Raw genomic sequence first — 14,472 nt, 5'->3', positions numbered from 1 at the left:
AATGTGTAACAACTTTGGATATGAATTAATTGATGGTCTCTCCGTTGCTTACCCCATCTTCATCCGTATTTACAAAAACAAGTTTGCCATTTTTGTCCTCCGTCATCAAGATCATGCCCTGACTTTCCACACCACGTAGTTTTCTTGGAGCCAAATTGGCCACAACGGTTACTTTTTTGCCCAAAATGTCCTCAGGTTGAAAGCTATTTGCAATACCGGAGACAATGGTTCGGGTATCAAGCCCCATATCTACTTTTAGAACCAAAAGTTTGTTGGCTTTGGGCATTTTTTCAGCTTCAATAATGGTCCCAACCCGTAAGTCCAGCTTGGCAAAATCATCGAAGGTAATGGTGTCCTTAAGTGGAGCTGCTTCTTTGTCCATTTGTGCGTTGGCTTTTTTGGTGGCTTCCAATTTATCCAGTTGTTGTTGGATTTCGTTATCCTCAATCTTTCTGAAGAGCAATTCACTTTTGTTAATTGTGTGTCCTGCTGAAAGCAAGGTTGCTTTTGAACTAACATCATCCCACTCGATAGATTTCTCACCTTCGTTCGAAATGACATTGAGAATTCCTTTTAACTTCTCCGAAGTAAACGGTAAAAATGGCTCGCTCAAAATTGCCAATCCAGTCGCTATCTGAAGTGCTACGTACATGATGGTTTTTACACGCTCTTCGTCCGTTTTGATGAGTTTCCAAGGTTCTTGGTCAGCCAAATATTTGTTGCCCAATCGCGCCAAGTTCATCAATTGCTGACTCGCTTCACGGAAACGGTAGCGCCCCAACGATTTGGAAAGGGTTTCTGGAAACTCCTTCAGGGCTTCCAAAGCTTCTTTGTCTACAGCGGTCAATTCTGCAGGTGTTGGTATCTCGCCTCCGTAGTATTTATGCGTCAGTACGGCAACGCGGTTCACAAAGTTCCCAAAAATGGCCACTAGTTCATTGTTGTTCCTAGCCTGAAAATCTTTCCAAGTAAAATCGTTGTCCTTGGTCTCCGGTGCATTGGCAGTCAATGCATAGCGAAGTACATCTTGCATATCCGGGAACTCTTCCAAATACTCGTGCAACCAAACCGCCCAGTTTTTGGAAGTGGAAAGTTTACTGCCCTCAAGGTTCAAAAACTCGTTGGCAGGCACATTGTCCGGTAAGATATAATCGCCGTTGGCCTCCAACATGCTCGGGAAGATAATACAGTGGAACACAATGTTGTCCTTGCCGATAAAGTGTACCAATTTGGTGTCCTTGTCCTTCCAGTACGGCTGCCAATCCTTACCTTCTCTTTCTGCCCATTCCTTGGTGGAAGAAATGTAACCAATAGGCGCATCAAACCATACGTATAGTACTTTTCCCTCGCCACCTTCAACGGGAACGGGAATACCCCAATCCAAATCACGGGTTACGGCCCTGGGTTTTAGGCCTTCGTCTATCCACGATTTACATTGTCCGTACACATTGGGCTTCCAATCGGATTTGTGCTCTTCGAGAATCCAATTTTTCAAGAAATCTTCGTACCTATCCAAAGGTAAAAACCAATGTTTAGTAGTCTTTAAGGATGGAACAGTTCCCGTTATGGTGGATTTTGGATTGATAAGGTCTGTTGCGTTCAATGAGGAACCACAATTTTCACATTGGTCACCATACGCTTCTTCGTGACCACATTTGGGGCAAGTTCCTATAACGAAACGGTCTGCCAAAAACTGTTTGGCCTCATCATCATACAATTGCTCGGTCTCCTCTTCGATAAAATCCCCTTGCTCGTACATTTTTTTGAAGAACTCCGAAGCGGTCTTATGATGCACCTCTGCGGAAGTTCTTGAGTAGTTATCAAAAGACACACCAAAATCAGTAAATGATTTTTTGATGATAGCGTGGTACTTGTCTATAATTTCTTTTGGGGTAACACCTTCCTTTTTGGCCTTCATGGATATGGCGACACCGTGTTCGTCGCTACCGCAAACAAAGGCCACATCGTTGCCCCTTAATCGTAAATAACGGGAATAAATATCGGCGGGAACATATACGCCTGCCAAGTGCCCAATATGGATAGGGCCGTTGGTGTAGGGCAGTGCCGCAGTAATGGTGTACCTGGAAGGTGAAGTATTTTGAGCCATTTAAATCTAATTAGGCCCCAAAAATACTGATTTTAACGGGATACTCACAAAAAACGAAACCCCCGGAAATGCGACCCTATTTGGGGTGAGGGGTACATTACCGAAGGGTTTCGAAATAAAGGATAACAAAGTGTCCCGCTTTTTACGCAATCATTACTGATTTGCTCATCTTTTTTTCTCCCACGGAGATTCTATAAATATATTTTCCTGTGGATAGGCTATCGCGCATTCGCTCCCGTATATTGATATCTACGGCGCCTTCCAGCATCATTTCATTGAACAAGGTACCAACGCGTTGCCCCAAAATATTGAAGAGTTCAATGTCCACATGGGCCGCAACCGGCATCTCCAAATGAATGTGAGGGTTCCTAGGTGACGTTGCCGGATATATGGCCGCGTGCGCAATGCCATCCAAAATATCGATATCTGGATTATTCGGGTCTTGGCTCGGGGGTGTTTCCGGTAATGTAGGTGGATCGTTGTCCATGGCGATGTCATCAAAAGTTTCACCACTACAATTAAAGCCTAGGTCGATCGCCTGATAGGGGTGGCCCAATAAATGCTGTTCCACTGTCTGCCTTGGTACACAAAGCCATTCTGCCAATACAGTTCCGTAAAGGTTTCTAAAATCCATGGTGTACTCCAGGTTTCCACGGTTGTTGGGTTCGTCCAATGAGGGATGTTCGCCTACAAAGGCACTTCCGCTCAATCCGGAACCAAAGAACAGGGTAGGGGCCGCTTTTCCATGGTCGGTACCATTGGAACCGTTTTCAAAGATTCGTCGACCAAACTCGGAAAAAGTCATGCTGAGAACATTGTCATCTTGTTCGGTAAATGCGAGGTCTTCGTAGAAATTATTGATGGCAATGGATAGATTGGACATTAAACGTTCATGAACAATAGGCTGATTTCCGTGGGTGTCAAATCCTCCCAAAGAAATCATATATACCTTGGTACCCAAGTTCCCTTTGATCAAACGTGCCAAAAGGGCCAATTGTCTGGCAAAGCCGTTGTCTTGATATTCAACTTGATTTTGTCCGGCCATATACGCATCATGGATGATTCCAGCATACTCGTAGGTGGTATTGGCTACTCCACGAAGAAAACGCAATTGGTCCCCGTACATACAATTATCGAAAGGGGCGTTTTCTATATCATAAAAAGCTCCTGTTTCGGCAATTTGTTCCAATTGATCCACATTGTTGGTTACGAAAGCATAGTTGGTTTCTTCACCTTGGAAGACCAGGTTTGCCAAGTTTCCAATTTGAATGGCGGCGGGTGCGGCCGGTGGATTAATTAAATAATCCGGATAAAGATTTTCAAAATGTCTACCCATCCAACCAGTGTTCTCTCCCGAAAATCCAGTAGTGGTCAAATCCGTATTGGCAAAAATATCGGAACCGGTAAAGTGGGACAAACTTTGATTTTCGTAACCTACGCCATGCACTGCCTTGAACTGGCCATCCCCCCAAAGGGATTCTAGGGCGCTCATGTAGGTGGGCACCCCAAAATCGTCGGTAAGTTTTAAGACCTTACTTTCCGGGATGTAGATGTTGGGCCTTGCATTTGCATAAGTGTCATATTGTTGAATTGGGATTACGGTGCTCAGACCGTCGTTCCCACCCGATAATCGAATCAGTATTAAAATATTGTCCGTTTCTGCGGCAGCAACTGCGGCCGTAAGAGGTGATGGGGAAGAGGCAGAAATCATATGGCTTCCCAAAAACATGGAACCCGAACCGGCAATGCCCAAAGCTTGGACAAAGGATCGTCGGCTCCATTTTTTATGTTCTAGATCGTGGCCATCGTGCTCGATGCCTTTGTGAGGGGAATTATCGTGGGTATGGTGATTATCGCACATGATGATGGGTTATTTGAGTTGGAATTCGGGTTCTCTGGATAAGTGGCGCAACAGTATGTATACCTGTGTTGGAGTTTCTGCACTTACTTGCAGCACCCATTGGCTTGTACCGCCAGGGTAATACTCTGGAGCGTAATATTCCTCCGGGACATCATCAATTTTGAAGGCGTCCATAGCCCGCTCAAAATCGGCATCTGTTAAAAGGCCCTTTGGTGTAAACTTGTCCACCAAAGCCCTAACCACAATTTCGGGGTTACTCGTATTGCTGTTGGCCGGGCCCACAGCATTCACGGCCAAATCTCTGAACTGCTCTGGGTCGTTTTGGAAAAAACGTTCCAAGAATACTTCGGCGGTCAACCATCGACCAATAATAAAATTGGTATTGATCCAGGTTCGGTCCCGTTGCCAACCTTCCACCTCGGGAGGTTGAAAAAATCGTTGTCCTATCAATGCGCATGAATCTATCATATTAATAATGGTCATGTCATCGTAAGTAAACCCTGTTTCTTTCAAAAGGTTGAAATACAGATCCGCCGGACTTTTAATAATGACCCCGATGGCGGTTTCATCAAAAAAGTGCTGACTTTTAAACAATTGTCGTAAAACTGGAGCGAGTTCAAAACCACTGCTGATGAAAGTCTGCGCTAAACCATCAATAATTTGGGGAGCAATTCCTCCATCTTCGCTTGTTGAATCTGGATGGACAAAGAACTCGTATAATTTTTTACAGATAAACCATCCTATCTCGTCCGGTCTTTCATTGAAAAGGATATTAATTACATCATCGTATCCCCAATTTCCGGTCTGTCCAAAAATGGTTTTGTTTTCGGTATTGAACTCGGTAGGGTCAAAGGTCACCGCGGTACATCCCTCTTCACCACGTTCGGTATATCCCGAAAGTGCCTTGGAAGTCTCAATAATATCTTCTTCCGTATAATTGTTCCCTTCGCCCAAGGTAAAGAGTTCGTAGAGCTCACGGGCGTAGTTCTCATTGGGGTTGTTACCGCGGTTGCGGACACCATCCAAATAATAGAGCATGGCGCTGGTAAGGCCTATTTCGCTGGTAAAGGTCTTAAAGTTGCCCAAGGCATTACGTTGCAAGCAATTGATGTAATAGAATAGGAAACCGGGACAGTTATAAGTTTCTAGTTGGGTAACAAAGTGATTGCTCCAGAAAAAACTGAGTCGGTCCAATAATTTATTGTTGACGAGTGCATTGCCATATGTGGTCGTAAGGTCTTCGATTTGGGCGTTTCGCATTTGCCGAGCGAGGTCATCGTCGGCCGGATAGTTTGCATTGTTCCAATCTGCCCATGCCGGCGCTGGAATGGTTGGTGCAGCAAGCGCTTGATCAACCAAGTTGTCTACTAGGGCACCAGCTGATTGTCCCACAGCGGCATTTATGGTCTGTACTGAGGCACTAAAGCCAAGCCTTCGGTACAAGTGGGCTGCGCGTAACTCGTCCAATGGAGTAGTGTACGGCGCCAAGGTTGAGGAATTACAATTGATGAAGTACTCCATAGCAATATCTGGCGTTAATTTGGTACATAGTTTTGGGGTGAACTATATGCTTATGCTAGTGTTGGATGTGGTTCAATTGAGCCAACAAATTACAACCTTAACGTTCTAAAGTCCATGAACTACCAAATTTTTCGACGAAATGCATATTTTTTTTGGACTTTTACAAATTGTATGGGGGATCATAACACTTTTGGTAAACTCGGCGAACAAAAAGCAGTGGAATTTTTAAAGGCTTCCGGATATGAAATTAAGGCTCTGAACTATCGCTATTTAAAAGCTGAGATAGATATTATTGCAGTCAAGCACAACGTCTTGGCGATAGTGGAGGTGAAGTCAAGAAAAATGGGGTTTCTCAAGGAAATTTCGGAAGTTGTTTCTGCTAAAAAAATCAAGTTGTTGACCATGGCTGCCAACCATTTTGTAGAAAAGTCGGAGGATGATTTTGAGGTACGGTTTGATGTAATAACAGTGATTCAAAAGGAGAAAAAATTTGAAATTGAGCACCTTGAAAATGCATTTTATCATTTTTAACCATTTGTTTGTTTTGTAACAATATGTTATTTTTGTTAAAAATCAACCAAAGATGAAAACAATTTCCGCCGTAGTTGAGCACTACATCAAGAAAAAGCCCTTTTTGCAAACAGCTCTAGCACAAGGAATTATAAACTTAACTTCTTTGTCCAGACAGATAAAGCCCGAGATTGCGGAGGAATTGGGCAAGGATGTAAAAGATGGGGCCATTGTGATGGCACTAAAACGTTTATCCGATGATCTGGAGTTCAGGGCCACGCATAAAATTGTAAAGGTGCTCAAGAATATAGGTGAGATAACGGTTCGCTCCAACCTTACGGACTATACCTTTTTAGCTTCAGACACGATTTTGCAGCAACAAGCCAAATTGTTGGAAGAAGTCAATATCAATCAAGATGTCTTCTACACTTCTTCCAGAGGGGTGAATGAAATCAATATTGTAATCAGCAATGTGATGGACGGCGTGGTGGAAAAGAACTTTAAAATGGAACGCTGCACGCAAAAGGCGGAAGGACTGTCTTCCATTACGGTAAAATTGCCAGCCGAAAACGTTTCGGTCCCCGGAATCTATTATTTTATTTTTCAGCGATTGGCCTGGGAGGGTATTGTGCTTTATGAGGTGATTTCCACTACTAACGAGTTTACCATTTTGGTGAACGATGAACAGGTGGATGTCGCTTTTAAGACCATCAAAGATTTAAAATCCTTATAATTTGAGATTCCTTTTCTTGGTCTAAACTAAAAAGACATCTTCTTCGTTCTAGGAAAAGACACTTTTTGGAAAAATGACCAGAAAAAGGATTCTTTTCGGTTTGCTAGGACTGTTTGCACTCTATTTGTGCTATTTGGCCTATATCTTTATTCTGTCTCCCAAGACTAATCTACAGTCCATTTATCTAATTCCCAAGGATGCGGTTTTCATTATTGAATCCGAACAGCCTGTCGAAAGTTGGGAAAAGGTAAGCAGGAGCAAAGCTTGGTGCCACCTTAAAAAGAACGATTACTTTTCGGAACTCACGGAGAACATTCAAAAGGTAGATACGGTTTTTAACGACAATCATAAACTGTTCGAGTTTTTTGATAACCGTTCCCTGTTCATATCCATCCACATGATATCGCCCAAAGATTACGGGATTTTTTATGTGCTGGATTTAAAGCGAATTGCCAAACTACAATTGCTCAAAACCTATTTGAACACCTTACTGGATGATGGCTACGTGCTGAGCAAACGAATCTACCACGAACACGAGATTTTGGAAGTACACGATAGGGACACCAAAGAGACGATGTACCTGTCCTTTATCAAAAACCAGTTGGTGGCCTCCTACACACATACCTTGGTGGAAGCTTCGATAGACCAATATAATGAACCCGTGTTGGGACGAAATCTTAATTTTTTGGAAATCAACCAAAAAGTAGGGCACGAGGATTTGTTTCGAATGTACGTGCAATATCATTTTTTTGATGATTACATTAAAATGTACTCGGACAGACCTTCCGATTGGGTACAACGGGTAAGTGAAAACTTTTTGTTCTCGGGCTTTTATTTTGATCTGGATAACAATAGCACTTTAACGGCCAATGGATACACCAACATTAGCGCCGTGAACGAATATTATTTGGAAGCTTTGCAAAAGTCGGGCACGGCCGAGCGTTCCATTCCACAAGTGGCGCCCAATAGTACGGCACTTTATATCAGTTATGGGTTTGATAGCTTCTCCGAGTTCTATAAAAATTTTGAGAGGGTTCAGCAGAACGACCCAGAGCAGTTCGAAAGTTATCAGACCGGGATTGCAAAAGTGGAAAAGTTTCTCAAAATAGACGTTGAAGAAAACTTTGTGAGTTGGATTGGGGATGAGATTGCCGTGCTTCAAATTCAATCCCACATTACCAAAGGTAAGAATGATGTTGCACTCGTCCTCAAAGCGAATGATGCCGAGGATGCCAAGACCAATTTGGACTTTGTCGTAGAGCAAATACGAAAAAAAACACCTGTAAAGTTCAAAGCAGTCAATTATAAGGACTACGAAATCAATTTCCTATCCATAAAAGGTTTCTTTAAACTGCTCTTGGGGGGGCGGTTCGACGAATTTGATAAACCCTACTTTACACAGATTGATGATTTTGTGATTTTTAGTGATAGCCCCAACACGTTAAAGGGTATTATTGATAAAGTAACGGAAGGCGCAACCCTGGCCACTTCGGAAGCATACAAAAGCTTTGACCAAAAATTTGATTCTGAATCCACAGTTTTCGTTTACAGCAATGTGCCGTTATTGTTTGATAATATGTATGCTTTGGCCGATGCGCCCACAAAGGAAAAGATGCGAAAGAACAAGGATTTCATTATTTGTTTTCCGCAGGTGGGATTACAATTGACCCCCGAGGATGATTTGTTCGAAAGTAGGTTGGTACTCAATTATCAGGATGTGGAGGAAGTGAAGAAGACCATCAATTCGGTCAGGACATCTACCAAACCCGTTCCAAAAATTGATGATTCAGCGAATACCGAGATTACCGATGCCGTTTTTGATTTGGCCCCCATTTACCCAACGGACCTGAATGCCAAATCCTTCAATAAAAAATACACCAACGGAAACATTCGTTTTGAAGTGGATTTAAAAGATGGTCTAAAACATGGTCGTTATGAAGAATTCTACTCGGATGGCACCCGAAAAATCCGCGGCCGCTTCCGTGAAGATGAACAAGTCGGTACTTGGCGCTATTACGACAAGGAAGGCAACCAAGTTCATAAAAAGCGGTTTTAGATTTCTTGTCACCATATCCTTTCGAAATGACTTCAGACATTCAATGTCATTTCGAACGAATGTGAGAAATCTATTGGTTATTCTGAGCAAGGACAAGAATCTCCCTTAAATATACCTATGGATGATTGGGAGCAATTCCCCGACAATCATTACCTTGTTTGCCCAAACCAAACCTCGGACAATGAAAAATATTCTAGTAGCAACCATGTTTGTTGCCGTCACCACATCTTTCACGGTAAACTCCCAACAAATCAATTTTCCAGAACGCTACGCAACATGGAAATCAGCCGAAAAAGGTCAGTTCAAGTTGAATCAATCAGCTTTGGACAAGGCGGTTGATTATGCCAATGCCAACGAATATTCCGGTTCAAGGGATTTGCGGATTGCCATTTTGGAAGGTTTTAAAAAGGAACCGTTTCACGATGTTTTGGGTCCTACAAAAAAACGTGGTGGCCCAGCGGGAATGATCATGAAGAACGGCTATGTTGTGGCTTCCTGGGGCGATACCAAACGTGTGGATATGACTTTTAGCGTTACCAAAAGCTTTTTATCCACCGTGGCCGGATTGGCCGAAGACCAAGGTTTGATCAATAGCACCGATGACAAAGTTGGCGACTACATTTGGGACGGCACTTTTGATGGAGAACATAATTCCAAAATAACTTGGGAGCACCTGTTGCAGCAAAATTCAGATTGGTCGGGTGAACTGTGGGGAGGAAAAGATTGGGCCGACCGCCCACCGAGCGAAGGCGGTCTGGACGATTGGAAATTCCGAACCCTTAACGAACCTGGTACCGTAATGGAATACAACGATGTTCGCGTAAATGTTCTCGCTTATTCACTCACCCATGTGTGGAGAAAACCGGTGCCCATGGTCCTCAAAGAAGAGGTGATGGACAAAATTGGGGCTACCACTTCGTGGAGATGGTTTGGATACGATAATGCGTGGACGGTTATCGACGGAATCAAAATGAAATCCGTAACGGGTGGTGGGCACTCTGGGGCTGGACTGTTTATTTCCACGGAAGATATGGCCCGATTTGGAACGCTCTTCTTAAATAATGGAAAATGGGGCGATGAGCAGATTATCAGCGAGGAGTGGATCAAAAAAGCGATTACACCATCTATTCCCAACGTGAATTATGGGTATATGTGGTGGCTCAATCAACAAGGAGGCAGGCATTGGGACGGCGTTCCCGAACATGTGTTCTACGCTGCTGGTTTTGGAGGTAACTTTATTGTGGTGGACCAAAAAAGTGGTTTGGTCATCGTAACCCGTTGGTTGGAGCCTTCAAAAATTGGGGAGTTTGTAAAGCAAGTGTACGAGGCTTTTTAATTTGAATGTATTCCCACAATTATATTTGATATCCGCCACCCTGAACTTGTTTAAGGGTCTCATCAGTTTTGATATTGTCACGCAATTAAAAATGACACGAATCACACTAATTTCCACAAATCATTATTGATTTCATTCTGAGCTGTTGCCTGAGCCCGAATCTTTGACTACTTAGGATTTCTCGTCGCTACGCTCTGTCGAAATGACCACGAGTGCTTAATTGTCATTTCGAACGAATGTGAGAAATCTCTTGATAATGGACTAAGCAGAAATATTTTCTTTTTGAGGGGTAAAAGGCTCCAACACCTTCAACGCCTTGTCCACACTGGTAATCTTTTCAAACACCAGTAATAATCGGAGTCCATTCCGGGTCTGTTTCTCTTTGAGTTTTACCAATTGCGGATGCGTTTGCGCGTATTGCAATATTTGTGTGAATGTAGCACTTTGGTAAAAACTGGATTGCTGGTCGGCGATAAAATATCCAATGAACTTGCCTTTCTTCATAATCACCCTTTCCAGACCAATATGGGTCGCGATCCATTTGATGCGGACGGAATCCATCAAATCTTGAGCAGGCTCCGGTAATTCTCCAAAGCGATCTACCAGCTGTGCTTCAAACTTTTGAAGGCCTTCTTCATCCTCTACATCGTTCAGTTGAGTGTAGAGGTTCAAGCGTTCGGTGATGTTATTGATATAGTCATCAGGGAACAACAGTTCAAAATCCGTATCGAGCTGCATCTCTTTGACATACACTTTCTCCTTGTCGCCTTCAACTTCCTCGTATAGTTCCTTAAACTCATTTTCCTTGAGTTCGTCAATCGCTTCGGACAATATTTTTTGATAGGTCTCGAACCCAATTTCATTGATGAAACCACTCTGTTCTCCTCCCAAAAGGTCTCCCGCACCACGGATTTCTAAATCCTTCATTGCTATATTGAATCCACTTCCCAAATCGGTGAATTGTTCCAAGGCCTCGATACGTTTCCGGGCTTCTGGAGTCATCACTTCGTATGGTGGTGTAATAAAATAACAGAAGGCTTTTTTGTTGCTTCGTCCCACACGTCCACGCATCTGGTGAAGGTCGCTCAACCCAAAATTGTTGGCGTTGTGAATAAAAATGGTGTTGGCATTGGTCACATCCAACCCACTTTCAATAATCGTTGTGGAAACCAAAACATCAAACTCCCCGTTCATAAATGCAAGCATCAAAGATTCCAGCTTTTTGCCTTCCATTTGGCCATGACCGATGCCAATTTTAGCATCGGGCACCAAACGCTGGATCATACCTGCCACCTCTTTGATGTTCTCTATCCGATTATGGATAAAGAACACCTGTCCGCCCCTTTGGATTTCATAGGAAACAGCATCACGGATAATTTCTTCGTTCAATCGGATTACTTGGCTCTCGATAGGGTAGCGGTTCGGTGGCGGTGTGTTGATGACGGACAAATCCCGAGCGGCCATCAAACTGAATTGGAGGGTCCTCGGAATAGGTGTAGCCGTCAAAGTAAGTACATCCACATTTTCTTTGATGGAACGTAACTTTTCCTTTACCGACACCCCGAATTTTTGTTCCTCGTCCACAATCAACAATCCCAAATCCTTGAACTGAACGTTTTTGTTCACCAGTTGATGGGTCCCGATGATGATGTCGATTTTACCAGCGGCCAAGCGCTCCAACACATCTTTTTTCTCCTTTGCGGTACGGAAGCGGTTAAGGTAATCCACCGTTACCGGCATTTCCTTTAAACGTTCCCTAAACGTTCTGCTGTGCTGAAAGGCCAAAATGGTGGTCGGTACCAAAACAGCGACTTGTTTACCGTTGTCCACAGCCTTGAATGCAGCCCGAATGGCAACTTCCGTTTTTCCAAAACCAACATCACCACAGATCAAGCGGTCCATTGGGCGTTCGCTCTCCATGTCGTTTTTAACGTCTTGGGTGCTTTTTTCCTGATCGGGAGTGTCCTCGTACAGGAAAGATGCTTCCAGCTCGTGCTGTAAATAACTGTCGGGAGCATATTGAAACCCTTTTTCCAATCTACGCTTGGCATAGACTTGGATAAGGTCGAAGGCAATCTTTTTGACCCTTGCCTTGGTCTTTTGTTTTAGTTTTTTCCAAGCAGCGGAACCCAGTTTGAATATTTTGGGAGGTGCTCCGTCCTTGCCGTTGTATTTTGAAATCTTATGAAGTGAATGGATGCTCACATAGAGAATATCACGGTCGCCATAAATCAGTTTGATGGCTTCCTGCTTTTTGCCCTCCACATCTATTTTTTGCAATCCGCCGAACTTGCCGATACCATGATCAATGTGGGTCACATAATCCCCGATTTCCAATTTGTTGAGTTCCTTCAATGTGATGGCCTGCTTTTTGGCATAGCCATTTTTTAAATGGAACTTGTGGTAACGTTCAAAAATTTGATGATCGGTGTAGCAAGCAATTTTTAAATCCGGGTCCACAAAACCTTGGAACAACGGAAAAATGATGGTCTGATAGTGCACTGTTCCATCCACTTCCTCAAAAATGTCGTGAAAACGCTTGGCCTGCTGCTCCGTGGAACAGAAAATATAGTTACTGTAACCTGCGTCCCGATTATCATTGAGATTTTCGATGAGCAGGTCAAATTTTTTATTGAAGGAAGGTTGTGGTTTGGTGTTGAATTGAATTTCGTCACCCTGAACTTGTTTCAGGGTCTCACTCGAAACTCCGATGTGAATGCACAAATAATCATTCAACTGTTCTTTAAGCAAAGCCGAATCCAAAAACAACTCTTTAGGTTGGGCGTGTTTGATGTCCTTGCTCAGTTTGGCAAAACTTTCCTCTGCTTTTTCAAAGAATGAATCAATCCGGTCGTAGATTAAAGCGGGGTTCTTGGCAAAGACCACAGTATTGCCCGAAATATATTTTAAGAAACTTTCCCGTATTTCCTCGGTGAACTTATTTTCTACGTTTGGAATGATGGTGATTTTCTTCACTTTGTCCGTGGAAAGCTGTGTCTCTACATCAAAAGTTCGAATGCTGTCCACTTCATCACCAAAAAACTCGATTCGGTAAGGTTCATCGTGAGAGAAGGAGAAAACGTCCACAATACCGCCTCGAACCGAAAATTCCCCAGGTTCGGTCACAAAATCCACTCGCTTGAACTGGTATTCAAATAACACTTCGTTTAAAAAGTCCAATGAAATCTCATCGCCCAATTTTATCTTTTGGGTGTTCTTGTCCAGTTCCTTTCGCGTGACCACTTTTTCAAAAAGCGCATCGGGATAGGTGACGATGATGGCCGGCTTTTTTCTGGAATTGATGCGGTTGAGCACTTCGGCACGAAGTAGTACGTTCGCATTGTCCGTTTCCTCAATTTGATAGGGCCTACGATAACTTCCGGGGTAAAAAAGTACATCCTTTTCTCCCAAGAGTTGCTCCAAATCATTCAAGTGATAAGCTGCTTCCTCTTTGTCGTTCAGAATCAATAGAAATGGGGATTCAACTGATTTGAAAGCCTCTGAAACCACAAAGGAAAGTGAGGAGCCTACAAGTCCTTTTAAATTAATTTTCCGTGATGATTCAGAAGAGTTGTTTTGAGTTTGGGCAATGGTATCCCTCAGTTTCCCAAGTTGTGGAGACTGTTCAAAAAGCTGTGAAATCGGGGTTTTGGTCAATCCAAAAAACTTTGCGGCAAAGATAAACCGCAGAAGTTTTGCGGACAACACCAATTTTAAACTTTAATAACACTGTCCTCTACAATGGCATACACCTCGTCCGAATCCTTGGGGTCTAAGGAATAGGTTCCTGTAAATTGGCCAAATGCGGGAAGAATCATTTGATTATCTGATTTGAAAAAACAGGGCAACTTAATGCGTTCCCGGCCAAAATCTCTCAGTTTTATGGATGGATGTATATGTCCGCAAAAGGTAAAATATCCTTCGCGTTCCTCGGGATGATGGGTCAATAGGAATGAATCAATGATCAACTCTGGAAAAATGGTGATCTTTAGTTTCTCAAATTTTTCTGGAGCAATGATGTCGTGGTTGCCCGCCACTAAAAGCATTTCTGCTGGGGTCTTGGCGACCCAATTTTCGAACAGTTCCCATTCCTTGTTCAGTGAAGAATGAAATAGATCGCCCAAAAAACAAATCTGAAAGGGCTGAAAATCAGCTACGATTTTATCCAACAACAAAAAGTTCTTGTGGATGGCCTTTCGGGGCACGGCCGCTCCAAACTTTCTAAAGTGGGATACCTTGCCCAAATGCACATCACTAATGAGCAAGAGCGATTTTTCTTCCCAGAACAGACCACCCAAAGGGTGGAGTACGAATTCTTGTTTATGTATTTGAATTTTTTGGATCATTT

The 14,472-nt window shown here is 43.2% G+C and carries 9 protein-coding genes; 4 read left to right on the top strand and 5 right to left on the bottom strand.

Annotated features, from left to right (window positions below; all coding sequences use genetic code 11):
* Positions 1-25 precede the first annotated feature (25 nt).
* The 3 genes from metG to GUA46_RS00270 form a co-directional block, all read right to left on the bottom strand.
* The gene (gene metG / locus GUA46_RS00280) at positions 26-2,107 is read right to left on the bottom strand and encodes a methionine--tRNA ligase (RefSeq protein WP_176618831.1); all 2,082 of its coding nucleotides are present in this window, start codon (positions 2,105-2,107) and stop codon (positions 26-28) included.
* A 142-nt stretch (positions 2,108-2,249) separates the two neighbouring features.
* Complete coding sequence (locus tag GUA46_RS00275) at positions 2,250-3,968, bottom strand: DUF1501 domain-containing protein (RefSeq protein WP_176618830.1); 1,719 nt, start codon at positions 3,966-3,968, stop codon at positions 2,250-2,252.
* A 9-nt stretch (positions 3,969-3,977) separates the two neighbouring features.
* Positions 3,978-5,489 (bottom strand): DUF1800 domain-containing protein, encoded by a 1,512-nt coding sequence (locus GUA46_RS00270; RefSeq protein WP_176618829.1) that lies wholly within the window; start codon positions 5,487-5,489, stop codon positions 3,978-3,980.
* 171 nt (positions 5,490-5,660) lie between these two features.
* Between GUA46_RS00270 and GUA46_RS00265 the strand changes: the two genes are divergently transcribed.
* The 4 genes from GUA46_RS00265 (at position 5,661) to GUA46_RS00250 (ending at position 10,124) form a co-directional block, all read left to right on the top strand.
* Positions 5,661-6,020 carry a YraN family protein gene (locus GUA46_RS00265; RefSeq protein WP_176618828.1) on the top strand — a complete coding sequence of 120 codons (360 nt, stop codon included), beginning with the start codon at positions 5,661-5,663 and terminating at the stop codon, positions 6,018-6,020.
* A gap of 52 nt (positions 6,021-6,072) precedes the next feature.
* Complete coding sequence (locus GUA46_RS00260) at positions 6,073-6,732, top strand: aspartate kinase (protein WP_176618827.1); 660 nt, start codon at positions 6,073-6,075, stop codon at positions 6,730-6,732.
* Positions 6,733-6,805: 73 nt separating this feature from the next.
* Positions 6,806-8,788: a DUF3352 domain-containing protein gene (locus GUA46_RS00255; protein ID WP_176618826.1), complete on the top strand. Its 1,983-nt coding sequence runs from the start codon at positions 6,806-6,808 to the stop codon at positions 8,786-8,788.
* Between the two features lie 181 nt (positions 8,789-8,969).
* Positions 8,970-10,124, top strand: coding sequence for a serine hydrolase domain-containing protein (locus GUA46_RS00250; RefSeq protein ID WP_229418409.1), 1,155 nt, complete (start codon positions 8,970-8,972; stop codon positions 10,122-10,124).
* A gap of 261 nt (positions 10,125-10,385) precedes the next feature.
* Here the strand turns inward: GUA46_RS00250 and mfd are convergent, their stop codons facing one another.
* Entirely contained in the window at positions 10,386-13,781 is a 3,396-nt protein-coding gene (gene mfd, locus GUA46_RS00245) for a transcription-repair coupling factor (RefSeq protein ID WP_176619527.1), read from the bottom strand.
* Positions 13,782-13,837: 56 nt separating this feature from the next.
* Entirely contained in the window at positions 13,838-14,470 is a 633-nt protein-coding gene (gene pdeM / locus GUA46_RS00240; protein WP_108245332.1) for a ligase-associated DNA damage response endonuclease PdeM, read from the bottom strand.
* Positions 14,471-14,472: the final 2 nt, after the last annotated feature.

Source organism: Flagellimonas chongwuensis, assembly GCF_013376415.1.
Classification (GTDB): Bacteria; Bacteroidota; Bacteroidia; order Flavobacteriales; family Flavobacteriaceae; genus Flagellimonas; species Flagellimonas chongwuensis.
Note: the sequence above shows the minus strand (reverse complement) of the source record. Positions and strands in the feature narration are given on the sequence as shown.

Bases quoted from the DNA above. Each gene is read 5' to 3' on its own strand.
- metG (WP_176618831.1), bottom strand. From the start codon at position 2,107: ATGGCTCAAAATACTTCACCTTCCAGGTACACCATTACTGCGGCACTG.
- GUA46_RS00275 (WP_176618830.1), bottom strand. From the start codon at position 3,968: ATGTGCGATAATCACCATACCCACGATAATTCCCCTCACAAAGGCATC.
- GUA46_RS00270 (WP_176618829.1), bottom strand. From the start codon at position 5,489: ATGGAGTACTTCATCAATTGTAATTCCTCAACCTTGGCGCCGTACACT.
- GUA46_RS00265 (WP_176618828.1), top strand. From the start codon at position 5,661: ATGGGGGATCATAACACTTTTGGTAAACTCGGCGAACAAAAAGCAGTG.
- GUA46_RS00260 (WP_176618827.1), top strand. From the start codon at position 6,073: ATGAAAACAATTTCCGCCGTAGTTGAGCACTACATCAAGAAAAAGCCC.
- GUA46_RS00255 (WP_176618826.1), top strand. From the start codon at position 6,806: ATGACCAGAAAAAGGATTCTTTTCGGTTTGCTAGGACTGTTTGCACTC.
- GUA46_RS00250 (WP_229418409.1), top strand. From the start codon at position 8,970: ATGAAAAATATTCTAGTAGCAACCATGTTTGTTGCCGTCACCACATCT.
- pdeM (WP_108245332.1), bottom strand. From the start codon at position 14,470: ATGATCCAAAAAATTCAAATACATAAACAAGAATTCGTACTCCACCCT.